This window comes from Burkholderia sp. GbtcB21 (assembly GCF_019091065.1).
In the GTDB taxonomy this organism is placed as follows: Bacteria; Pseudomonadota; Gammaproteobacteria; order Burkholderiales; family Burkholderiaceae; genus Burkholderia; species Burkholderia pyrrocinia_C.
This window is the reverse complement of record NZ_JAGXKA010000018.1, coordinates 50,614-74,013: the sequence shown is the minus strand read 5'-3', so window position 1 is coordinate 74,013 and position 23,400 is coordinate 50,614. Positions and strand designations below refer to the sequence as shown.

Annotated in this window: 21 protein-coding genes; 14 read left to right on the top strand and 7 right to left on the bottom strand. The window is 69.1% G+C overall.

Annotation, left to right across the window (positions count from 1 at the left end; all coding sequences use genetic code 11):
* Positions 1-255 precede the first annotated feature (255 nt).
* The 14 genes from KVT39_RS30945 (at position 256) to KVT39_RS30880 (ending at position 16,158) form a co-directional block, all read left to right on the top strand.
* Positions 256-1,230 (top strand): quinone oxidoreductase, encoded by a 975-nt coding sequence (locus KVT39_RS30945; RefSeq protein WP_217590900.1) that lies wholly within the window; start codon positions 256-258, stop codon positions 1,228-1,230.
* A 299-nt stretch (positions 1,231-1,529) separates the two neighbouring features.
* Entirely contained in the window at positions 1,530-1,622 is a 93-nt protein-coding gene (gene kdpF / locus KVT39_RS30940) for a K(+)-transporting ATPase subunit F (protein WP_006752209.1), read from the top strand.
* Positions 1,619-3,424 carry a potassium-transporting ATPase subunit KdpA gene (gene kdpA, locus KVT39_RS30935; RefSeq protein WP_175749727.1) on the top strand — a complete coding sequence of 602 codons (1,806 nt, stop codon included), beginning with the start codon at positions 1,619-1,621 and terminating at the stop codon, positions 3,422-3,424. Before kdpF ends, kdpA begins: the two co-directional genes overlap by 4 nt.
* A 45-nt stretch (positions 3,425-3,469) precedes the next feature.
* Positions 3,470-5,554, top strand: a complete 2,085-nt coding sequence (gene kdpB, locus KVT39_RS30930) for a potassium-transporting ATPase subunit KdpB (RefSeq protein WP_217590899.1) — start codon at positions 3,470-3,472, stop codon at positions 5,552-5,554.
* Between the two features lie 18 nt (positions 5,555-5,572).
* The gene (gene kdpC, locus KVT39_RS30925) at positions 5,573-6,154 is read left to right on the top strand and encodes a potassium-transporting ATPase subunit KdpC (protein WP_217590898.1); all 582 of its coding nucleotides are present in this window, start codon (positions 5,573-5,575) and stop codon (positions 6,152-6,154) included.
* 164 nt (positions 6,155-6,318) lie between these two features.
* On the top strand, positions 6,319-9,162 hold the full coding sequence (locus tag KVT39_RS30920) for a DUF4118 domain-containing protein (RefSeq protein ID WP_217590897.1): 2,844 nt from the start codon (positions 6,319-6,321) through the stop codon (positions 9,160-9,162).
* Positions 9,155-9,853, top strand: a complete 699-nt coding sequence (gene kdpE, locus KVT39_RS30915; RefSeq protein WP_072440742.1) for a two-component system response regulator KdpE — start codon at positions 9,155-9,157, stop codon at positions 9,851-9,853. Before KVT39_RS30920 ends, kdpE begins: the two co-directional genes overlap by 8 nt.
* A 158-nt stretch (positions 9,854-10,011) precedes the next feature.
* Positions 10,012-10,293: a DUF333 domain-containing protein gene (locus tag KVT39_RS30910; protein ID WP_034184857.1), complete on the top strand. Its 282-nt coding sequence runs from the start codon at positions 10,012-10,014 to the stop codon at positions 10,291-10,293.
* A gap of 165 nt (positions 10,294-10,458) precedes the next feature.
* Positions 10,459-10,779: a quaternary ammonium compound efflux SMR transporter SugE gene (gene sugE / locus KVT39_RS30905; protein WP_034184858.1), complete on the top strand. Its 321-nt coding sequence runs from the start codon at positions 10,459-10,461 to the stop codon at positions 10,777-10,779.
* Positions 10,780-11,020: 241 nt separating this feature from the next.
* Positions 11,021-11,638: a DUF4126 domain-containing protein gene (locus tag KVT39_RS30900; protein ID WP_034184919.1), complete on the top strand. Its 618-nt coding sequence runs from the start codon at positions 11,021-11,023 to the stop codon at positions 11,636-11,638.
* A 50-nt stretch (positions 11,639-11,688) separates the two neighbouring features.
* Positions 11,689-14,253: an FtsX-like permease family protein gene (locus KVT39_RS30895; protein ID WP_217590896.1), complete on the top strand. Its 2,565-nt coding sequence runs from the start codon at positions 11,689-11,691 to the stop codon at positions 14,251-14,253.
* A gap of 43 nt (positions 14,254-14,296) precedes the next feature.
* Positions 14,297-14,707: a group II truncated hemoglobin gene (locus tag KVT39_RS30890; protein WP_017331548.1), complete on the top strand. Its 411-nt coding sequence runs from the start codon at positions 14,297-14,299 to the stop codon at positions 14,705-14,707.
* Positions 14,708-14,812: 105 nt separating this feature from the next.
* A complete protein-coding gene (locus KVT39_RS30885) occupies positions 14,813-15,544 on the top strand; it encodes an alanyl-tRNA editing protein (protein ID WP_217590895.1) in 732 nt (243 codons plus the stop codon).
* Positions 15,541-16,158 carry a DUF924 family protein gene (locus tag KVT39_RS30880; protein ID WP_217590894.1) on the top strand — a complete coding sequence of 206 codons (618 nt, stop codon included), beginning with the start codon at positions 15,541-15,543 and terminating at the stop codon, positions 16,156-16,158. Before KVT39_RS30885 ends, KVT39_RS30880 begins: the two co-directional genes overlap by 4 nt.
* Positions 16,159-16,352: 194 nt before the next feature.
* On the opposite strand, the gene KVT39_RS30875 is transcribed toward KVT39_RS30880, so the two are convergent.
* From KVT39_RS30875 to KVT39_RS30845, 7 genes are all read right to left on the bottom strand, one after another.
* Positions 16,353-18,245, bottom strand: a complete 1,893-nt coding sequence (locus tag KVT39_RS30875; protein ID WP_217590893.1) for a glycosyltransferase family 39 protein — start codon at positions 18,243-18,245, stop codon at positions 16,353-16,355.
* Positions 18,246-18,473: 228 nt separating this feature from the next.
* Complete coding sequence (locus tag KVT39_RS30870) at positions 18,474-19,235, bottom strand: SDR family oxidoreductase (protein ID WP_034184864.1); 762 nt, start codon at positions 19,233-19,235, stop codon at positions 18,474-18,476.
* 22 nt (positions 19,236-19,257) lie between these two features.
* Positions 19,258-19,839, bottom strand: a complete 582-nt coding sequence (locus KVT39_RS30865) for a TIGR00730 family Rossman fold protein (RefSeq protein WP_034184865.1) — start codon at positions 19,837-19,839, stop codon at positions 19,258-19,260.
* Positions 19,836-20,594, bottom strand: a complete 759-nt coding sequence (locus KVT39_RS30860) for a TetR/AcrR family transcriptional regulator (protein WP_034184866.1) — start codon at positions 20,592-20,594, stop codon at positions 19,836-19,838. Before KVT39_RS30860 ends, KVT39_RS30865 begins: the two co-directional genes overlap by 4 nt.
* A 206-nt stretch (positions 20,595-20,800) precedes the next feature.
* Positions 20,801-21,337 carry a diacylglycerol kinase gene (locus KVT39_RS30855; protein ID WP_034184867.1) on the bottom strand — a complete coding sequence of 179 codons (537 nt, stop codon included), beginning with the start codon at positions 21,335-21,337 and terminating at the stop codon, positions 20,801-20,803.
* Complete coding sequence (locus KVT39_RS30850) at positions 21,334-22,368, bottom strand: glycosyltransferase family 1 protein (RefSeq protein WP_034184868.1); 1,035 nt, start codon at positions 22,366-22,368, stop codon at positions 21,334-21,336. The genes KVT39_RS30855 and KVT39_RS30850 overlap by 4 nt, the downstream gene beginning before the upstream one ends.
* Before the next feature lie 29 nt (positions 22,369-22,397).
* Entirely contained in the window at positions 22,398-23,336 is a 939-nt protein-coding gene (locus tag KVT39_RS30845; RefSeq protein ID WP_217590892.1) for a UDP-2,3-diacylglucosamine diphosphatase, read from the bottom strand.
* Between the last annotated feature and the right edge of the window lie 64 nt (positions 23,337-23,400).

Sequence of the window (23,400 nt, the reverse complement as noted above, 5' to 3'; positions counted from 1 at the left end):
CGGATCCTTGATTTGAATGTAATGGGTTTTTGACGGCGCATCTGCACATCGGCGCGACTTGGCCGACCTCTTGCTTAACGGCATGCACGAACCTGTCTTTAGGCTTTCATGTGAGCTTGTTTGGCGCGTCGCATCGAGTCGTCTTGCCACCTTCCCGAGACGGCGCGAGCAAGGAATTCGCCGATGCGCGAGAATCATGCGTTCCGTCGTCAGACGGCCGAATCTCCCCTGAACCTCCAACCCAGGAGTACGACGATGCCGAAAGCAATCCGATACGACCAGCCGGGCGGCCCGGACGTGATGAAGTGGGTCGATGTCGAGGTCGGCGAGCCGAAGGCGGGCGAAGTCCGCATCCGGCAGCACGCGGTCGGGCTCAACTACATCGACGTGTATTTCCGCACGGGTCTCTATCCGCAGCCGCTGCCCGGCGGCCTCGGGATGGAGGCGGCGGGCGAGGTGACGGCCGTCGGCGACGGCGTGGCCGCGCTCAAGGTCGGCGACCGCGTCGCCTATGTCGGGCAGCCGCCGGGCGCGTATGCGCAGGAGCGCGTGATGCCGGCCGAGCGGCTCGTGAAGCTGCCGGACGGCATCAGCTACGACGACGCGGCGTCGGTGATGCTGCAAGGCCTGACCGCGCACTACCTGCTGCGCCGCACGTATCCGGTGAAGGCCGGCGACACGATCCTGATCCACGCGGCGGCCGGCGGCGTCGGCCTGCTCGTGTGCCAGTGGGCGAAGGCGCTCGGCGCGACCGTGATCGGCACGGTCGGCTCCGACGAGAAAGCCGAGCTGGCGAAGGCGCACGGCTGCGACCATCCGGTCGTCTATACGCGCGAGAACTTCACGCAGCGCGTGAAGGAGATCACGAACGGCGCGGGCGTGCCGGTCGTCTACGATTCGATCGGCAAGGACACCTACATCGGCTCGCTCGACAGCCTCGCGCCGCTCGGCCTGTTCGTCAGCTTCGGCAACGCGTCGGGCCCGCTGCCGCCGATCGACTCGAAGGAGTTCTCGTCGCGCGGCTCGCTGTTCTTCACGCGGCCGACGCTGTTCTCGTACATCGCGAAGCGCGCCGATCTCGAAGCCGCGGCCGCCGAGCTGTTCGACGTGATCCTGTCGGGCAAGGTGAAGACGAGCATCAACCAGCGCTATCCGCTCGCGGAAGTCGGCCGCGCGCATGAAGATCTCGAGGCGCGCAAGACCACCGGCTCGACGATCCTCGTTCCCTGACCGTTCCCTTCGTGCCGGCGTCATGCTGGCACGCGCCTTCGCGGGCGGCGCTGCGGCGCCGCCCGTCCTGCGTCCGTTTTCCTCCCGCCTCGCGTTTACACGTTTTTTACATCCGCCCCGATACCTTTGACCCGTCCTTTACGTGCGTTCCAATAAGGTTCTAGTCGTCTGATTTCGACGACGGAGAACACAAAAATGGATGGGGTATTCATCGGCGCCCTGGTGCTTTTCACCGTGCTGATCCTCGGTTTGGTTGCCGGTTGCGAGAAGCTCGTGCAATACGGTCGCGGGGGGCGAGCATGACCTGGATGCTTTGGCTGGCGGGCGCATCGACAGCCCTGCTGTTCGCGTATCTCGTCTTTGCGCTGCTGCGCGCGGAGGACATCGAATGAACGCGAACAACCTGTTGCAGATGCTGCTGTTCATCGTCGTGCTGCTGGCGGCGGCCGTTCCGGTCGCGCGCTACCTGACGGCGGTGATGGACGGCAGCTCGCGCGTCGTGCGCGTGTTCGGGCCGCTCGAACGCGCGCTGTACCGCATCGCCGGCGTCGACGCCGGCAGCGAGATGAGCTGGAAGCAGTACGCGATCGCGACGATCGCGTTCAACGCGCTCGGCGCATTGTTCCTTTATGGCCTGCTGCGCCTGCAGGGTTTCCTGCCCGGCAACCCGCAGCAGTTCGGCGCGATGACGGTCGACGGCGCGTTCAACACGGCCGTCAGCTTCGTCACCAACACGAACTGGCAGGACTACACGCCGGAGCAGACCGTCAGCTACCTGACGCAGATGCTCGGCCTGACCGTGCAGAACTTCCTGTCGGCGGCGACCGGCATCGTCGTCGTGATCGCGCTGGTCCGCGGCTTCGCGCGCCACACCGCGCAGACCATCGGCAACTTCTGGGTCGACCTCACGCGCGTGACGATGTACGTGCTCGTGCCGATGTCGATGATCGTCGCCGCGCTGCTGATGAGCCAGGGCGTGATCCAGAACATGAAGGCGTACCAGGACGTGCCGGTGCTGCAGGCGAGCACCTATGCGGCGCCGAAGCTTGATGCGCAGGGCAACCCGGTGAAGGACGACAAGGGCGCTCCGGTGACGGTGCCGACCCCGCTCACGAAGCAGACGCTCGCGATGGGCCCGGTCGCGTCGCAGGAAGCGATCAAGATGCTCGGCACCAACGGCGGCGGCTTCTTCAACGCGAACTCCGCGCATCCGTACGAGAACCCGACACCGTTCGCGAACTTCATCCAGATCTTCGCGATCCTGATCATCCCGGCCGCGCTGTGCCTCGTGTTCGGCCGCGTGATCGGCGATCGCCGGCAGGGTATCGCCGTGCTCGCGGCGATGACGGTCGCGTTCGCGGTCGCGGTCGGCGTCGAGGTGAGCGCCGAGCAGGGCGGCAACCCGACGCTCGCCGCGCTGCACGTCGACCAGTCGGCGAACGCGCTGCAGTCGGGCGGCAACATGGAAGGCAAGGAAACCCGCTTCGGAATCGCGCAGACCGGCATCTTCACGGTCGCGACGACGGCCGCGTCGTGCGGCGCGGTCGACACGATGCACGATTCGCTGACGCCGCTCGGCGGCCTCGTGCCGATGCTGCTGATGCAGCTCGGCGAGGTGGTCTATGGCGGGGTCGGCTCGGGCCTCTACGGGATGCTCGTGTTCGCGCTGCTCGCGGTGTTCGTCGCCGGCCTGATGATCGGCCGCACGCCGGAGTACGTCGGCAAGAAGATCGAGTCGTACGAGATGAAGATGGTGTCGATCGTCGTGCTGCTCACGCCGCTGCTGGTGCTGGTCGGCACGTCGATCGCCGTGCTCGCCGATGCGGGCAAGGCCGGCATCGCGAACCCGGGCCCGCACGGCTTCTCGGAAATCCTGTACGCGTTCAGTTCGGCTGCGAACAACAACGGCAGCGCGTTCGCGGGCCTGACGGTCGGCACGCCGTTCTACAACTGGATGACCGCGATCGCGATGTGGTTCGGCCGCTTCGGCACGATCGTGCCGGTGCTGGCGATCGCCGGCTCGCTCGCCGCGAAGAAGCGCATCGCGGTGACGAGCGGCACGCTGCCGACGCACGGTCCGCTGTTCGTCGTGCTGCTGCTCGGCACCGTGCTGCTGGTGGGCGCGCTGACCTACGTGCCGGCGCTAGCGCTCGGCCCTGGCGTCGAGCACCTGATGATGTGGCTGGGCGCGTGACGCGCGCCCGCATGGTCACACATTGAAAAGACTGAAGAGATCGCAATGACTCAACATTCCGCAACACGGTCCATGTTCGATCCGGCGCTGCTGCGCCCGGCGATCGTGGATTCGTTCAAGAAACTCACGCCGCGCACGCAGTTCCGCAACCCGGTGATGTTCTGCGTATACGTCGGCAGCATCCTGACCACGATCCTGTGGATCGCGGCGCTTGCCGGCCAGGCCGAGGCGCCCGCGGGCTTCATCCTCGCGATCGCGCTGTGGCTGTGGTTCACGGTGCTGTTCGCGAACTTCGCCGAAGCGCTCGCCGAAGGGCGCTCGAAGGCGCAGGCTGCATCGCTGCGCAGCGCGAAGAAGGACGTGATGGCGAAGAAGCTCAACGAGCCGCATCCGAAGTCGCCGATCCGCGTCACGACCGCATCCGACCTGCGCAAGGGTGACATCGTGCTCGTTGAGACCGGCGACGTGATCCCGGCCGACGGCGAGGTCGTCGACGGCGTTGCGTCGGTCGACGAATCGGCGATCACCGGCGAATCCGCGCCGGTGATCCGCGAATCGGGCGGCGACTTCTCGTCGGTGACGGGCGGCACGCGCGTGCTGTCCGACTGGATCGTCGTCAGGGTCACCGCGAACCCCGGCGAGGCGTTCCTCGACCGGATGATCGCGATGGTCGAAGGCGCGAAGCGCAAGAAGACGCCGAACGAGATCGCGCTGACGATCCTGCTCGTCGCGCTGACGATCGTGATGCTGCTCGCGACCGCGACGCTGCTGCCGTTCTCGACGTTCGCGGTCGACGCGATGAAGGCCGGCCACGTGGTGACGATCACCGCGCTCGTCGCGCTGCTCGTGTGCCTGATCCCGACGACGATCGGCGGCCTGCTGTCCGCGATCGGCGTGGCGGGGATGAGCCGGATGATGCAGGCGAACGTGATCGCGACGTCGGGCCGCGCGGTGGAAGCGGCCGGCGACGTCGACGTGCTGCTGCTCGACAAGACCGGCACGATCACGCTCGGCAACCGCCAGGCGTCGATGTTCGTGCCCGCGCCGGGCGTGACCGAGGAAGCGCTGGCCGACGCCGCGCAACTGTCGTCGCTCGCCGACGAAACGCCGGAAGGCCGCAGCATCGTCGTGCTCGCGAAGGAGCGCTTCAACATTCGCCAGCGCGACATGGGGCAATTGCACGCGACGTTCATCGGCTTCTCCGCGCAGACGAGGATGAGCGGCGTCGACCTGCCCGGCCGCGAGATCCGCAAGGGCGCGGCCGACGCGATCCGCCGCTACGTCGAGACGCACGGCAGCCGCTTCCCGGAAGAAGTGCGTCGCGCGGTCGACGACGTCGCGCGCCGCGGCAGCACGCCGCTCGTCGTGGCCGACCTGCATGAAGGGGCGGCGCGCGTGCTCGGCGTGATCGAGCTGAAGGACATCGTGAAGGGCGGCATCAAGGAGCGCTTCGCGGAACTGCGCAAGATGGGCATCAAGACCGTGATGGTGACGGGCGACAACCGGCTGACGGCCGCGGCGATCGCGGCGGAAGCGGGCGTCGACGATTTCCTCGCGGAAGCGACGCCGGAAACCAAGCTCGCGACGATCCGCGAGCACCAGGCGGCGGGGCGCCTCGTCGCGATGACGGGCGACGGCACCAACGACGCGCCGGCGCTCGCGCAGGCCGACGTGGCGGTCGCGATGAACACGGGCACGCAGGCCGCGAAGGAAGCGGGCAACATGGTCGACCTCGATTCGAACCCGACGAAGCTGATCGAGATCGTCGAGATCGGCAAGCAGATGCTGATGACGCGCGGCTCGCTGACGACGTTCTCGATCGCGAACGACATCGCGAAGTACTTCGCGATCATCCCGGCTGCGTTCGTGACGACGTACCCGCAGTTGCGCGTGCTCGACATCATGCACCTGACGTCGCCGGCGTCCGCGATCCTGTCGGCGGTGATCTTCAACGCGCTGATCATCGTCGCGCTGATCCCGCTCGCGCTGAAGGGCGTCACGTACCGGCCGCTCGGCGCCGCATCGCTGCTGCGCCGCAACCTGCTCGTGTACGGCCTCGGCGGCTTGCTGCTGCCGTTCCCGTTCATCAAGCTGATCGACATGACGCTCGCCGCACTCGGCTGGGCCTGAGGTCCTGAAGGAAACATCATGAAAACGTTGATTCGTCCGCTCGTCGTGCTCTTTGTCGTGCTTGCCGCGGTGACGGGGCTCGCGTATCCGGCCGTGATGACCGTGTTCGGCCAGGCCGTGTTCCCGTCGCAGGCGAACGGCAGCCTGATCGAGAAGGACGGCAAGGCGGTCGGCTCCGCGCTGATCGGCCAGCCGTTCGATGCGCCGAAGTACTTCTGGGGCCGGCTGTCGGCCACGGCGCCGATGCCGTACAACGCGACCGGTTCCGGCGGCTCGAACCTCGGCCCGCTGAACCCGTCGCTCGCCGACCAGGTGAAGGGGCGCATCGCCGCGCTGCGCGATGCCGGCACCGACATGTCGAAGCCCGTGCCGGTCGACCTCGTGACGGCGTCGGCGAGCGGCCTCGATCCGGAGATCACGCCGGCCGCCGCCGCATACCAGGTCGAGCGGGTCGCGAAGGCGCGCAACCTGGCGCCCGACGCGGTCGCGCAACTCGTCGCCGCGAACACGACGGCCCGCCAGTTCGGCGTGCTCGGCGAGCCGCGCGTGAACGTGCTGAAGCTGAACCTCGCGCTCGACGCGGCGCAGGCCGCGCACTGATCGCGCATCCGGGCTCCAGGCCCGGCAACCGGTGCCCGGCGCGGCGTGAGCCGCGCCGGACGCACATTTTCCCGACGGCGCATGCGCCGTCTTTGCCTTTTGCGGCGATTTGGAACAACAATGCTCGTACTCGCGCGCATCCGGGCGCTCCGCTTTCCTGACGCATGAACCGTCCCGATCCAGACCAACTCCTCGACAAGCTGCAGCGAGACGAAGAAAAGCAGCGGCGCGGCCAGCTCAAGATCTTCTTCGGCGCATCGGCCGGCGTCGGCAAGACCTACGCGATGCTGCAGGCCGCGCGCCAGCGCCTGCAGGACGGCGTCGACGTCATCGTCGGCATCGTCGAAACCCACGGCCGCGGCGAAACCGCCGCGCTGCTCGACGGCCTCGACGTGCTGCCGCTCGCGCGCATCGACTATCGCGGCCGCACGCTCGCCGAATTCGATCTCGACGGCGCGCTCGCGCGCCAGCCGCAACTGATCCTCGTCGACGAACTCGCGCATTCGAACGTGCAGGGCGCACGGCACCTGAAGCGCTGGCAGGACGTCTACGAACTGCTCGACGCGGGCATCGACGTGTATACGACCGTCAATGTCCAGCACCTCGAAAGCCTGAACGACGTGGTCGGCGCGATCACCGGCATCCGCGTGTGGGAGACCGTGCCCGACCGCGTGTTCGACGCGGCCGACGAAGTCACGCTCGTCGACCTGCCGGCCGAGGAACTGCTCGAGCGGATGCGCGACGGCAAGGTCTATCTCGCGCAGCAGGCCGAGCGCGCGGTGCGCAACTTCTTCCGCAAGGGCAACCTGATCGCGCTGCGCGAGCTGGCGCTGCGGCGCACGGCCGATCGCGTCGATGCGCAGATGCGCGAATACCGCGCCGACCGTTCGATCCAGCGCATCTGGCAGGCGCGCGAGCGGCTGCTCGTGTGCGTCGGTCCGGGCGCCGAAGCGCCGACGCTCGTGCGCGCGGCCGCGCGGCTCGCCGCGAGCCTGAAGGCCGACTGGATCGCCGTGTATGTCGAGACGCCGCGCCTGCAGCGGCTGCCCGACGCGCAGCGGCAGCGCACGCTCGACGCGCTGAAGCTCGCGGCCGAACTCGGCGCGGAAACGGCCACGCTCGCCGGCGGCGACGCGGTCGCCGCGCTGATCGGCTATGCGAAGGTGCGCAACGTGTCGAAGATCGTTGCGGGCGGCTCGCCGAAGGTCGGGCTCATGCGCCGCTTCGCGCGGCCGTTCGGCGAGCAGCTCGCCGAACGCGCGGGCGACGTCGACCTGATGCTGATCCGTGCGTCCGCGAGCGACGAGGCGCGCGCGGCGCCGCTCGACCCGCGTGCGCGCGACTGGCGCGATGCGTTCGCGAAGTTCGGCACGCATCGTTCGCCGCCGCGGCACTACGTGTACGCGGCCGCGATCTGCGCGGCGATCACCGTCGTCGCAAACGTCGTGTCCGAGCGGCTCGACCTCACGAACCTCGTGATGCTGTACCTGCTCGGCGTCGTGTTTTCGGCCGTGCGGCTCGGGCGCGGCCCGGGCGTGCTGCAGTCGTTCCTGTCGGTGGCCGCATTCGATTTCTTCTTCGTGCCGCCGCGCATGTCGTTCTCGGTCAGCGACACGCAATACCTGCTGACCTTCTTCGGAATGCTGCTGACGTCGCTCGTGATCAGTCACCTGACGTCGACGCTGACGCGCCAGGCGAGCATCGCGCAGCGCCGCGAGCGCCGCACCGGCGCGATCTACGCGATGGCGCGCGAGCTGGGCGCGGCGCTGACGACCGAGCAGATCGTCGAGATCGGCAGCCGCCACGTGGGCGAGGTGTTCCGCGCGCGTGTCGCGTTCCTGCTGCCCGACAGCGCGGACAAGGTGCGCCAGAAGATCGAGGAGCCCGACGCGGCCGTCACGCTGACGGGCGCCGATCTCGACAGCGACGTCGGCCAGTGGGTGTACGACCAGCAGAAGCCGGCCGGCCGCGGCACCGACACGCTGCCCGCGACGGCCGCGCTGTACCTGCCGCTGAAGGCGCCGATGCGCACGCGCGGCGTGCTCGCGGTCGTGTCGCGCGAGCCGCGCGAGCTCGAGGTGCCCGAGCAGCAGCGGATGCTCGACGCATTCGCCGCGCAGATCGCGCTTGCGCTGGAACGCGTGCACTACGTCGAGATCGCGCGCGACGCGCTCGTCAACATGGAATCCGAGCGGCTGCGCAACTCGCTGCTGTCGGCGATTTCACACGACCTGCGCACGCCGCTCACGACGATCGTCGGCTTCTCGTCGATGCTCGCGAACGGGCGCGCGGCCGCGCAGGGCGGCGACACAGCGGCGGCCGAACGGTTCGCGCAGCGCGAGGGCGAACTCGTCGACGCGATCCACGACGAGGCGCTGCGGATGACGGGCATCGTCACGAACCTGCTCGACATGGCGCGGCTGCAGGCCGGCAGCCTGCAGCTCAAGCGCCAGTGGTCGCTGCTCGAGGAAACCGTCGGCGCCGCGCTCGCCGCGTGCAAGCGCGTGCTCGCGCGCCATCCCGCGCGGGTGTCGCTGCCGGCCGACCTGCCGCTGCTGCAGATGGACGCGGTGCTGATGGAACGCCTGTTCACCAACCTGTTCGAGAACGCGGCGAAGTACACGCCGCCCGACACGCCGCTCGAGATCGGCGCGGAGCGCGTGACCGACGACGGGCTGCCGTTCGTGCGCGTGCACGTCGACGATTACGGCCCGGGCCTGCCGGCCGGCATGGAAACGCGGATCTTCGACAAGTTCACGCGCGGCGAGAAGGAATCGGCGACGCCGGGCATCGGGCTCGGCCTCGCGATCTGCCGCGCGATCGTCGAGGCGCACGGCGGTAGAATCGGCGCGCTCAACCGCACCGCGCCCGACGGCCGCGTGACGGGCGCGCGCTTCTGGTTCACGCTGCCGGTCGAGACGCCGCCGGCCGCGCCCGCCGTGCCCGACGACGAATCCGACGTGCCGAGCGCATCGTCCCCATCCGAGCCATTGCCAGACCATGAGTGAACCCAGCCTGACCGTTGTCCTGATCGAGGACGAAAAGCAGATCCGCCGCTTCGTGCGCGCCGCGCTCGAAGAGGAGGACATCGCCGTGTTCGAGGCCGAGACGGGCAAGCAGGGGCTGATCGACGCGGCGACGCGCAAGCCCGATCTCGTGATCGTCGACCTCGGCCTGCCCGACACCGACGGCCTCGACGTGATCCGCGAGCTGCGCGGCTGGTCCGAGGTGCCGGTGATCGTGCTGTCCGCGCGCACGCAGGAAGAGGAGAAGGTCGCGGCGCTCGACGCGGGCGCCGACGACTACCTGACCAAGCCGTTCGGCGTGTCCGAACTGCGCGCGCGGATCCGCGCGCAATTGCGCCGGCGCAACCAGGGCGGCGCGAACGAGACGCCGAAGGTGAGCTTCGGCACCGTGACCGTCGATCTCGCGCTGCGCCAGGTGTGGCGCGACGGCGAGATCGTGCATCTGACGCCGCTCGAATACCGGCTGCTTGCGACGCTCGTGCGGCACGCGGGGCGCGTGCTTACGCACCGCCAGTTGCTGCGCGACGTGTGGGGGCCGTCGCACGTCGAGAGCCATCACTACTTGCGCATCTACATGGCGCACCTGCGCCAGAAGCTCGAGCGCGACCCGGCACAGCCCGAGTACATCGTCACCGAGACGGGCGTCGGCTACCGGCTGGTCGGCGCCGCGTGACGGGCATCGCACGGCGGCGGCAGCCCGGGCTGGCGTGACGCCGCGCGCGGGCAGGGTTGCGCCGGCGCGACAGTCGCGCGGCCGGCGCCGGCCTTGCACACCGGCCGCGGATTCCCCGTTATGCTGACCGTTCCGCGAACAAAAACGAGGAGCGTGCAATGTCCGTCCGTCTGGTCGTCATCTGTGCGCTGGCGCTGACTGCGCCCGGCGCGTTCGCCCAACCGCTGCCGCCGGGGCAACAGCCGCCCGCGCAGGCCGCGCTCGCCAATCCCGCGTCGGTCAACTGCGAGAAGCTCGGCGGTCGTCACGTGATCCGCAGCCTGCCGAGCGGGCAGGTCGGGATGTGCATGTTCAAGGATGGCCGCGTGTGCGAGGAGTGGGCGCTGTACCGCGACGATCGCTGCGTCGGCGGCGTCGCGCCGAAGCGTGTGTCGAATTGATGCCGAACTGACCGGGCCCGGCCGATCCTGCCCCGGATCGGCCGCCGGCCGTGCGCCGCGTCCGGCGTGTCCGTAAGCCTCTTGTTATACTCGGCGCCGCCCGGGGACGACCCCGGGTCATTCGCTTAAACGGGGACGGCCCCATCCGATACGGAGTACGTCGCGATGGCGTGGGTATTGTTGTTGATTGCCGGTTTGCTGGAAGTGGCCTGGGCGGCCGGCATGAAATCGTCGGACGGCTTCACGAAGCTCGGCCCGTCGGTGTTTACGATCGTGACGGCGCTGGCCAGCTTCGGGCTGCTCGCGGTCGCGATGCGCCAGTTGCCGCTCGGCACCGCGTACGCGGTGTGGACGGGCATCGGCGCGGTCGGCGCGTTCGTGTTCGGCATCGTGATGATGGGCGAGGCGCTGACCGTCGCGCGCGTCGCGAGCGCTGCGCTGATCGTCGCCGGGCTGATTGGCCTCAAGCTGTCGTCGGCCGCCTGACGCCGGGGTCCCGGACGACGGCATCCCGGACGACGGCATCCCGGGCCCGCCGTGCCCGGGCACCGCACTGCGGAATTGCGTCGGGTGCCCGGTTAGCCTGTCTATAATGGAACGCATTCGGGCCTGAATGTCGTTGTGCCGTTCGCGGCCTGCGGCGCCGGTCGCCACGCGCCGCGCGGCCGGTCTGACCGACCCGACCCGATCGATCGGCAAAGCGCACGGAAAGTGCAAGGAGAGGGCCATGATCGAAGCCATTTCGCTCGGCGCGGGGCTCGCGTGGGCGAGCGGGCTGCGCCTGTACCTGACGGTGCTGATCGCCGGCGTGCTGGCGCGGGTCGGCTGGCTCCATCTGCCCGACACGCTGGCCGTCCTGATGTCGCCGTGGGTCATCGGCGCCGCCGCCGTGCTTACCGTCACCGAATTCCTTGCCGACAAGATCCCCGCGTTCGACTCGCTGTGGGATGCCGTGCATACCTTCATCCGCATCCCGGCCGGCGCCGTGCTCGCAGCCGGCGCGCTCGGCCATGCCGATCCGACCGTGCTCGCGGTCGCGGGCCTTGCAGGCGGTTCGCTTGCCGGCGCCGCGCACGTGGCGAAGGCCGGTACGCGCGCACTGATCAACCTGTCTCCCGAACCGATTTCGAACTGGGTCGCGTCGTCGACCGAGGACGGCCTCGTGGTCGGCGGGCTTGCGCTCGCGTTCTTCGTCCCGCTCGCGTTCCTCGTGCTGCTCGCGGCCTTCATCGCCGCTTCGGCCTGGGCGCTGCCGCGCCTGTGGCGCGGCGTGTCGGGCGGTTTTCGCGGGATGGCGAACCACATGGTGTCGCGGCTCAACTCGATCGGGGGTAAGCGCGATTGAAGGGGCGGCAACACGCGGCGCAGCCGCCGGCCGGGCAACCCGGCCATGACATGCCCGCGCATGCCGGCCGCTTCGGTCTGCGCGACCTGATCCGCCAGGCCGCGCGGATGACTGCGCGCGACTGGCGCGCGGGCGAGTTGACGCTGCTCGTACTCGCACTGGTGCTCGCGGTCGCGGCACTGACGAGCGTCGGCTTTCTCGCCGACCGCCTGCGCCAGGGGCTCGAGCGCGACGCGCGCCAGATGCTCGGCGCCGATTTCGTCGTGCGCGCCGACCGTCCCGTCGATCCGTCGTTCGACCGTCAGGCCCGCGCACTCGGCCTGCGTACCGCGACGACCGCGATTTTCCCGAGCATGATCGCGTCCACCGCGGGCGGGCAGGCGAGCGACGCGGCGCCCGCGCGCCTCGCGGCCGTGAAGGCCGTGTCGCCCGGGTATCCGCTGCGCGGCGCGGTCGAGATCCTGCCGGCCGGCGCCGCCGCCGCCGCGCACAAGGCGACCGCGATTCCCGCGCCCGGCACCGTGTGGGCCGATCCCGCACTGCTCGATGCGCTGCACCTGAAGGCGGGCGATACGGTGCGGGTCGGGCTGCGCACGTTCACGGTCGCCGCGTCGATCTCCCGCGAACTCGATCGCGGTTTTTCGTTCGTCAATTTTTCGCCGCGGCTGATGATGCGCGCGGACGAACTCGCCGCGACGGGGCTCACCGGCTACGGCAGCCGCGTCACGTACCGGCTGCTGGTCGCCGGCGACGCGCAGGCCGTCGCGCGTTTCGAAACCTATGCGCACGAGCGCGTCGACGGCGGGAAGCTGCGCGGCGTCGGGCTCGAGTCGTTGCAGGAAGGCCAGCCGCAGGTGCGGCAGACGCTGGATCGCGCGCGCCATTTCCTGACGCTCGTCGCGCTGCTGACCGCGCTGCTCGCGGCGGTCGCGATCGCGATGGCCGCGCAGCGCTACATGCGGCGCCATCTCGACGGCTGCGCGACGATGCGCTGCCTCGGCGTGAGCCGCCGCACGCTCGGCGCGCTGTTCGCGCTCGAATTCGTCGGCATCGGGATCGTGTCGGGCGCCGCGGGCGCGGTGCTCGGCTACGGCGGCCACTGGGCGTTGCTGGCCGCGCTCGGCGGCCTGATCGAAGTCGTGCTGCCGCCGCCCACGCTGTGGCCGGCGCTCATCGGCGTGGGTGCCGCGCTCGTGCTGCTGCTCGGCTTCGCGCTGCCGCCGCTCGTGCCGCTCACGCGCGTGCCGCCGGTGCGCGTGCTGCGCCGCGAGTGGGGCGATGCGTCGCGCACCGCGTGGGCCGCGTATGCGGTCGGCGTCGTGCTGTTCGCAGGGCTGCTGATCGCGGCCGCCGGCGACCTGAAGCTCGGCCTGATCGTCGCGGGCGGCTTCGCCGGCGCGCTGGTCGGTTTCGCGCTGATCGCGCGGCTCGTGCTGTTCGCGGCCGCGCACGCGGTGCGCAACGCGCGCGTGGCCGCGGGCGTCGGCTGGCGCTATGCGCTCGCGTCGCTGCACCGGCGCGGCACGGCCAGCGCGCTGCAGATCACCGCGCTCGCGCTCGGCCTGATGTGCCTGCTGCTGATCGCGATCACGCGCAACGACCTCGTCGCGGGCTGGCGGCAATCGACGCCGCCCGATGCGCCGAACCAGTTCCTGATCGACATCCAGCCCGACCAGCGCGACGACGTCGCGGCGTATCTGGCCGCGCACGGCGTGCGCGACGCGGTGCCCGCGCCGATGGTGCGCGGCCGCCTCGTCGCGATCAACGGCAAGCCGGTGAATCCGGACGCCTATCCGTCCGACGAGGCGCGCCGGCTCGTCGACCGCGAGTTCAACCTGTCGTATACGACCGAGCTGCCGTCCGACAACCGGATCGTCGCGGGCGACTGGTTCGGCACCGCGGCCACGCCACAGATCTCGATCGAGGCCGGCCTCGCGAAGACGCTGAACGTGAAGCCGGGCGACACGCTGCGCTTCGACGTGACGGGGCTGACGGTCGACGCGCCGATCACGAGCGTGCGCAAGCTCGACTGGGGCACGTTCCGCGTCAACTTCTTCGTGCTGATGCCGCCGCCGGTGCTGAAGGATTTCCCGGCCGTCTACCTCACGAGCTTCCATTTGCCCGCATCCGACGCCGCGCTGCTCGATCCCCTGATCGCGCGCTACCCGAACCTGACCGCGATCGACGTCGCGCCGATCCTCGCGCAGCTGCAGCGGATGATGCTGCAGGTGGTCGGCGCGGTGCAGTTCCTGTTCGCGTTCACGCTCGCGGCCGGCGTGCTCGTGCTGTACACGGCGCTCGCTGGCTCGCGCGACGAGCGGGTGCGCGAGGCCGCGCTGCTGCGCGCGCTCGGCGCGTCGCGCGCGCAGGTCAATGCGGTGCAGCGTGCGGAATTCGTCGTGGTCGGTGCGCTGGCAGGCGCGCTGGCGTCGGCGGGCGCGATCGCGGTCGGCTGGGTGCTCGCGTCACGCGTGTTCGATTTCCGGCTCGCCGTCGATCCGTGGCTCGTGCCGGCCGGTATCGCGGCCGGCGTCGCGTGCGCCGGTGCGGCCGGCTGGCTGAGCCTGCATAATGTGTTGCGGCGCCCCGCGCTGCAGTCGCTGCGCGACGCATGAGCGTCGCCGGCGGCCCCGAAGATCCCGTTTTCCGACTATCCGTATGACCGATGTGAATGACGATGCGCCGTCGCAGCCGACGGCGTTCGAGCTCGTGGGCGGCGAAGCCCGCGTGCGCGAAATGGTGGACCGCTTCTACGACCTGATGGACCTCGAGCCCGAGTTCGCGCAGATTCGCGCGTTGCACCCGGCATCGCTCGACGGTTCGCGCGACAAGCTGTTCTGGTTCCTGTGCGGCTGGCTCGGCGGGCCCGACCACTACATCGACCGGTTCGGCCATCCGCGGCTGCGCGCGCGGCACCTGCCGTTCCCGATCGCGTCGGTCGAGCGCGACCAGTGGCTGCGCTGCATGGCGTGGGCGATGGAGGATGTCGGGCTGCCCGAGCCGCTGCGCGAGCGGCTCATGCATTCGTTCTACGACACGGCCGACTGGATGCGCAACCGGCCCGGTTGATCGACCGGTACGCCGCTGCCCGTGCGCGGGACGATCTGCGTCTGGGCGCGCGCGCCCCGCGGCGCGACACTGGCGGTTTCCCGCAATCGATACGAGGCTCGCCCGATGACGACACAAGCGCTGTTTCGCGAAGACGCGTACCTCACGCGGTGCGACGCGATCGTTCAGGCCGTCGGCGACGACGGCATCCGGCTCGACCGCACCGTGTTCTATCCGCTCGGCGGCGGCCAGGCCGGCGACACCGGCACGCTGACCCTGCCCGACGGCAGCACGATCGCGATCGCCGATACGCGCAAGGCAAAGTTCGACGGCGCGACGCCCGACGACGCGTTGCACCTGCCGGCACCGGGACAGGAGGCGCGCGTCGCGACGCTCGTGCCCGGCATGCGCGTGGTCGCGGCGATCGACTGGGCGCGCCGCTATCGGCACATGCGCCTGCATACGGCCGCGCACCTGATGTGCGCGGTGCTGCCGTACGCGGTCGACGGCTGCAGCGTGACGGCCGACTATGTGCGGCTCGATTTCGCGACGTCCGAAGCGATCGACCGCGACGACGTCGAGCGGCGCCTCGCCGGCCTGGTCGTCGGCGCGCATCCGGTCACGACCGAATGGATCACCGACGACGAGATGGCCGAGCGGCCCGAACTCGTGCGCACGATGAGCGTGAAGCCGCCGATGGGCCTCGGCCGCGTGCGGCTGCTGCGCATCGAGCAGGTCGACCTGCAGCCGTGCGGCGGCACGCATGTGCGCAACACGTCGGAAATCGGCAGCCTGCGCGTCGCGAAACTTGAAAAGAAGAGCGCGCGCACGCGGCGCCTCGTACTGGAGTTTGCATGACGATCGACACCGGGGTGGCGGGCGCGGCGGCGCTGGATCCGCAAGCGCGCGAGATTCTGGATTTCTGGTTCGGCGAACCGGGCTCGGCCGAATTCGGGCAGGAACGCAAGATCTGGTTCAACGGCGGCGCGGCGTTCGACGACGTGCTGCGCGCGCGCTACGGCGCGCTGCTCTACGCCGCGTGCGACGGCGCATGCGATCACTGGGCCGGTTCGCCGGAGGGTGCGCTTGCGTTGATCGTCGTGCTCGACCAGTTCTCGCGCAACATTCATCGCGGCACGCCGCGCGCGTTTGCCGCCGATCCGAAGGCGCTCGCGTTTGCACGCCGCATCGTCGCGGCCGGCTGGGATGCGCAACTGCCGAGCGGCCATCACCGCGCGTTCGCGTATCTGCCGTTCGAGCACGACGAGTCGATCGACAGCCAGCGCGAGGCCGTGCGCCTGTGCGCGGGCATTCGCGATGAGGCAGGGTGCGAGAGCTATCACCGCTTCGCGTTGCTGCATGCGGCCGTCGTCGAGCGCTTCGGTCGCTTTCCGCACCGGAACGCGATTCTCGGCCGTGCGTCGACCGATGAGGAGACGGCGTTTCTTCGCGAACCCGGTTCGTCGTTCTGACGCTCAGGGCGGTTGCGTGACTGAAGAGGGGGAGGGGCAAGCCCGCAGATTCGCGCGGTTGCGTTGGCGGTCGGCGAAACTGGCTGGCGGCGCGGCGTATCGCATGGGGAAGCCTGCGCGCGGCTCAGGCGGCCGGTCTCAACCTTTTTGCCGGAGATGAAGGCAGGCAAGACGGCGCGCGGCGCCGTCCCGCGTCATTGTAGGTGCTGTTCGGGCGTGCGCACGTAGACGCGCAGCAGTTCGTCGTTGTCGCCCGGGCGCGCGCCCGTCCAGAACAGCTTCCATTCGCTGCCGGGCGCCGGATCGACGGCCCGCACGCCCTGGACGATCATCCACGTGCAGCGCGTCGTCTTCGCGTCGTCGATCGGCGTGTGCTGGATGCCGGAGAAGTAGTACAGCATCGGCGCTTCCGATTCGCCGAGCCCGTGCAGGCTCGCCATGCAGTCGCCGTCGTTCCATTCGAGCGCGAGATGCGCGTTCAGGTCGTCGAACACCGAGCGGTAGCTCTTCGCGACGTCGAGCCACGGCAGCAGCAGCGTATAGATGAGCCCCCACGCGACGACCGCGCCGGCGCCCCACGACAGCGCGCCGCGCCAAAGGCCCGTCGTGCGCAGCTTTGGCAGCAGCGTCAGCCAGCCGACCGTCAGCGCGAGCGCACCGACCACGAGCGCGGGCTCGATCGGCATCGTCCAGTCGAGCGGCAGCCAGCGGCCGAGCAGCGCGAGATCCGCGCGCGACGCGGCCGGATCGGCCATTACTGCCCAGATGCCCCAGGCGAGTGCGACGGCCGTACCGAACAGCACGCGGCTGAAGTAATCCCACGCGAGATGCAGCGTGCGCGGAATGCGTTCGATCGCCTGCGCGGCGACCAGCGCGAGCGGCGCGAAGAACGGCAGGATGTAGAGCTGGCGCGACGTTGCGGACACCTGCAGCACCGCGAGCCCCACGCCGGCGAACAGCACGGGCAGCGCGATGCGCGGCGTGCGCCAGTCGCGCCATGCACCGCGCGCGAGCGCGACGCTCGCGAGCGGCGCGACCGGGAAGCCGACGAGCAGGAACGCGCGCAGGATGAAGAACGGCTTGTCGTTTTCCGCGCCGAGTTCGGGGACGGAGAAGCCGAAGAAGCGGCCGACGTTGTTGTCCCAGAACCACGTCATGAACAGCGTCTCGGAACGCAGGAACAGCGCGGTCGGCCAGATCAGCGCGAACGGCGCGAACACGAGCGCGGCGATGCCGAGTGCGCGCGCGAACGAGCGGGTGCGGCAGGCCGGGTACAGCACCAGCGCGCCGACGAGCGTGGCCGCGAACACGAGCGGCACGAACAGCCCCTTCGCCATCAGCGCGATGCCGACGCCCGCGCCGAAGATCGGCGCGGCCCAGCGGCCCGACGGCCGGACCGGCAGCCCGTGCCGCATCTGCTGCGCGTGCGCGACGTGCCGCATCACGAGTTCGAGCAGGCCGCAGAAGCCTATTGCCGTGCCGGCGAACAGCGCGACGTCCGTCATCATGTCGTGCATGTGCTTGATGACGACGAGCGTGCCCGCGCTCAGCACGACGGGGCCGATCACACGCAGGTCGAACCAGCTGTCCGCGCGGCTGGCGATGCGCGCCGCGCGAGCGATGAAGCCGAACGCGAGTGCGGCGAACAGCGCGCTCGCGAGCCGTGCCGCGTCGTGCAGCGGCATCACGCGCTGCAGCAGCCACGCGAGGCTGGTCGCGACCCACGCGTAAAGCGGCGGTTTTTCCATGAACGGCAGGCCGGCATTGGTCGGCACGACGAAATCGCCGGTCTCGAGCATGTGCTGGATGATGCCGAACGTGTAGGTTTCGTCCTGTTTCCACGGATCGTGGCCGAGCACGCCGGGCAGCACATACGCGCAGACCAGCGCGGCGGCGAGCAGCCACGCGCGCCAGCCGAGCAGGCGCGAGCGGTCGCGCGTGATGCTGGTCGCGGCGGTCACGGCCATGACGGGCGTGCCGGCGGCGTCAAGCGTCGCGGTGAGGTCGGCGTCGGCGGTTGGGCGGGTGTGCGGGGCCGGAGCCGGCACGGACGTGCGTCGCCGGCCGGGCGCTGCGGTTCCAGGCATGGAAAAGATCTCGGGTCGAGTCGAGCCGGTTCGGCGACATGGGCCGGACCGATAAGGGCCGCATCAGGGCGGCAAGAAACAGGCGTTTACGACGCCTGTCGGGCTGGCCGCTAGTAAATCACGGAACTGTTACGAATGTTTACTGAAACCGTCACGAAATTGTGGAGATTTGTGGCGCCGTGACGACAGCTTGTTCGAGGCAGCTGTTTTGACGTGCCGCGCGTGCGGCTACCGGCCGCCGCCGACGTCGAGCAGGGCGCCCGTCGTGTAGGACGCCGCGTCGCCGAGCAGCCAGACGATCGCTTCGGCGATCTCGTGCGCTTCGCCCGCGCGGCCGAGCGGCGTCTGCGCGCCGAGGCGGGCAGCACGGCCCGGCTGGCCGCCGCTCGCGTGGATTTCGGTCTCGATCAGGCCGGGGCGCACCGCGTTGACGCGCACGCCGTGCGGGCCGAGTTCCTTCGCAAGGCCGATCGTCAGCGAATCGACCGCGCCTTTCGAGCCCGCGTAGTCGACGTATTCGTTCGGCGAGCCGAGCCGCGAGGCGATCGACGAGACGTTGACGATCGCGCCGCCCTGGCCGCCGCGGTCGGTGGACAGCCGGCGCGCGGCTTCGCGCGCGCACAGGTACGCGCCGAGCACGTTGGTGTCGAACATCCGCCGCAGCCGGTCGGCCGGCATGTCGGCGAGCGGCATCGACGGCGCGACGATGCCCGCGTTGTTGACGAGCGCGTCGAGGCGTCCGAACGCGGCCGCGACGGTGTCGAACATCGCGACGACGTCGGCTTCGTTCGCGACGTCGCCTGCGACGACGCACGCACGGCCACCTGCATCGCGGACGGCCTGCGCGGTGCGTTCGGCTGCCGCCGCGTCGCGCGCGTAGTTGATGCCGACGTCCCAGCCGCGTTCGGCCGCGAGCACGGCGGTCGCGCGGCCGATGCCGCGGCTCGCGCCGGTGACGAGGACGGCCTTGCGGCCGGACGGTGCGGTCATCGCGTGCGGCTCCCGGGGGCGGTTACTTCGCTGCGTCGGGCGCCCACTTGTCGCGGGCGGGCGGTTGATAGCGGCGCAGCCGCTCGATCAGTTCGACCGGTTCCGAATCGACGCACAGCGCGTCGAAATAGGCCGGACGCATGAAACCCTCGTCGACCGTATGACGCAGCAGCGCGATCAGCGGGTCGTAGAACGAATCGATGTTGTAGAGCGCGACGGGCTTGCGGTGGTAGCCGAGCTGCGCCCACGTGTAGACCTCGAAGAGTTCCTCGAGCGTGCCGGCGCCGCCGGGCATCGCGACGAACGCGTCCGAGAGGTCGGCCATCATTTTCTTGCGATGGTGCATGTCGGGCACGACGTGCAGTTCCGACAGCCCCGTATGGCCGACTTCCTTGTCGACGAGCAGTTCGGGGATCACGCCGACCGCACGGCCGCCGGCCGCCATCACTTCGTCGGCGATCACGCCCATCAGGCCGACACGGCCGCCGCCGTATACGAGCGTCAGGCCCGCACCGACGAGCGCGCGGCCGAATGCGCGCGCGGCGTCGGCATAGACGGGCCGCACGCCGGACGACGAGCCGCAGTAAACGCAGACTGCCTTCATTGCTTGGAATCCTTGGCGGGGGCCTGCCCACTGACGACCGGGCTGTCAGCGGGGCGGGGCGAACCGTCGCGCGGCGGCAGGTAGTCGGTGAACTGGCGCTTCGGCAGCTTGCCGGAGACCAGGTCGTCGAACAGCTGGCGCGAACGGCCGCGCAGGTACGGCGCCATCACGGAGATCACGTGCATGCTGACCTGGTGCAGTTCCTCGCGAATCGCGTCCTGGTCGTTGTACTTGCGCGGATGCATCACGTACTGATACGACAGCCAGTACGTCGAAATGACGGCCATGTTGGTGGCGATGACTTCGATCTCGGCGGGCGTCGCGACCATCTCGGCGTCGGACACGAGCAGCTCGCACATCTCGCGCGCGAAGCGCACCTTGTGGCTGATGATCTGCTTGAAGTGCGTCTCGAGCGTGCGGTTGCGGGCGAGCAGGTCGTTGAGGTCGCGATACAGGAACCGGTAGGTCCACATGAAATCGGCCATGTACTGCAGGTACGACCAGGTTTCGTCGATCGTCGGACGATGATCTTCGGGAAAGCGCAGTCGCCGTTCGATCTGCTGCTCGAACTGCGCGAAGATGCTGTTGATGATGTCGTCCTTGTTGCGGAAATGGTAGTACAGGTTGCCTGGACTGATTTCCATTTCCTCGGCGATCGTCGTGGTCGTGACGTTCGGCTCGCCGATCTCGTTGAAGAGTTTCAACGACAACTCGAGAATCCGTTCGCGGGTGCGGCGGGGAGGTTTCGCTTCCATGTCGTCCGGCCCTGTGTGTGCCGGACTGGCGGGCGCTGCAATCGATGCTGCGAGATTCGTCCGGCGCGGGTTGCTGTTCTATGTCTGGCGGACGATTATAAACCGGGGTTTCGCCACATCGGGCGCATTTCGTGATCGCGGCCCCGCGCGACGGATGGTGCAGCGCCGCACGCGGGCGATGCGCGACGCGCGCGGCGGGCCGCCGGCTAGAAGCCGAGCCAGTGCGCGACGACCGGGCCGAGCACGAAGCCCCAGGTCGTCACGCACGCGAACAGCGCGACCGTCACGGCCGCGCTGCCGAGATCCTTCGCGCGTTTGGAAAGTTCGTGGCGTTCGAGCGAGATGCGGTCGATCGCGGCCTCGACGCTCGAGTTCAGCAGTTCGACGATCAGCACCAGCAGCACCGACGCGATCAGCAGCGCGCGCGATGCGGCCGGCACCGGCGCGAACGCGCCGATCGGGAGCATCAGCGCGGCGAGCGTGAGCTCCTGGCGAAACGCGCTCTCCTCGCGGATCGCGACACGAAAGCCGTTCAGCGAATGCTTGAGTGCGTACCATGCGCGCGTGATGCCGCGGTGGCGCTTGTACGGATTCGGCGGCAGCGGCGTCAGTTGATCGTCGGGGCCGAGCGGCTCGGACGCGTGCGCGTCCGTGTCGCCATGCGGCTCTTCCTCGTCGAACGGGCGGTGCCGTTGCTGTGTCGCGGCGGGGGGAGGGGTCTTGTCGTTCAGGTCTCGTTTCAAACGGCGGCACCTTCGGCTGGCGAGTACGCGGTTTTCGGCAGCGGCTTCAGATGCGATGCGAACTGCTCGGATGCCGCGCGCCACGAGAAGCGTTCCGCCCACGCGCGCGCAGTCGTGCGTTCGATCTTCAGCGCTTCGAGGCAGGCTTCCTGCAGGTCCTCGTGCATCGAGCCTGCGTCGCCGCCGCCGAGCACGTCGATCGGGCCCGTGACGGGATACGCGGCAACCGGCGTGCCGCACGCGAGCGCCTCGAGCAGCACGAGGCCGAACGTGTCGGTGCGACTCGGGAACACGAACACGTCGGCCGCAGCATACACCTTCGCGAGTTCGGCCTGTGACAGCACCCCGAGATAGTTCGCCTCCGGATAGCGCGACTTCAGCTCCGCGAGCGCGGGGCCTTCGCCCGCGACCCACTTCGAGCCGGGCAGGTCGAGACGCAGGAATGCCTCGACGTTCTTTTCGATCGCGACACGGCCCACGTACAGGAAGATCGGCCGCGCGGTGTTGAGCACCTTCGACTCCATCGGGCGGAAGATGTCGAGATCGACGCCGCGGGTCCACAGCACGACGTTCGTGAAGCCGAACTTCTCGAGGTCTTCCTTGACGACCGGCGTCGGCGCCATCACCGCGAGCGACGGGCCGTGGAACCAGTGCAGGAAGCGGTAGGTCGCGGCCAGCGGAATGCCGAAGCGCGCCTGCACGTATTCCGGAAAGCGCGTGTGGTATGCGGTCGTGAACGGCAGCTTGTGGGTACGCGCATAGCGTCGCGCGGCGAGGCCGAGCGGGCCTTCGGTCGCGATGTGCAGCGCGTCGGGCGCGAACGCGTCGATCCGCGCGCGCAGCTTGCGATACGGCAGGATCGACAGGCGGATCTCGGGGTAGGTCGGGCAGGGCACCGTGCGGAATTCCAGCGGCGTCAGCAGTTCGACGCGGTGGCCGAGCGCCGTGAGTTCGCGCGACGTGCTCTTCAGCGTGCGCACGACGCCGTTGACCTGCGGTTCCCACGCGTCGGTGACGATCATGATCTTCATCGCGGCATTGTCCTGTAAGTAGGGTTGTGTCAGGCAGTGGCCTTGGCCTTGCGCGACGTGGTCTCCGACGGTGCGGTGCGCATCACCGTCCAGTAGACGATCTTCAGTTCGCCTTCCATCGTTTCGACGAGCGCGGACAGGCTTTCGACCCAGTCGCCGTCGTTGCAGTACAGCACGCCGTCGATATCGCGGATCTCTGCCTTGTGGATGTGGCCGCACACGACGCCGTCGCAGCCGCGGCGGCGCGCCTCGTCGGTCATCACGGTCTCGAACTGCGAGATGAAGTTGACCGCGTTCTTGACCTGGTGCTTCAGGTACTGCGACAGCGACCAGTACTGGAAGCCGAGCCGGCTGCGGATCCGGTTGAACCAGCGGTTCAGCACGAGGATCAGCGTGTAGAGCGTGTCGCCGAGGTACGCGAGCCATTTCGCGTGCTGGATCACGCCGTCGAACAGGTCGCCGTGCACGATCCACAAACGTTTGCCTGCGAGCGTCGTGTGGAACGCCTCGCCGCGCACCTGGATGTCGCCGAACGCGAGGTCGCAGAACTGCCGCGCGCCTTCGTCGTGGTTGCCGGGGATGTAGACGACCTGGGTGCCCTTGCGCGCCTTGCGCAGGATCTTCTGCACGACGTCGTTGTGCGCCTGCGGCCAGTACCAGCCTTTCTTCAACTGCCAGCCATCGATGATGTCGCCGACGAGGTACAGGTATTCCGAATCGTTGTGACGCAGGAAGTCGAGCAGGTACGGCGCCTGGCATCCGCTCGAGCCGAGGTGGATGTCGGACAGCCAGATGGTGCGGTAGCGATGCGCGGACGAGTCGGGGGCGTCGTGCCGCGTGGCGTGCGCGGCAGGCGGTTCTTGCGACGCCAGGCCATCGGTTGCGCCCGAGCCGGACAGGAAAGCGGTGGCGGCGCGAGCGCCGAGCGGGTGACGGAACAGGGAGGTCGCGGACGGTTTCTGGCCCATGCATGACTCGCGCCGATTGACATTACCGGCATTCCGCCATGCGGGCGTGACTGTGCCGTGACAG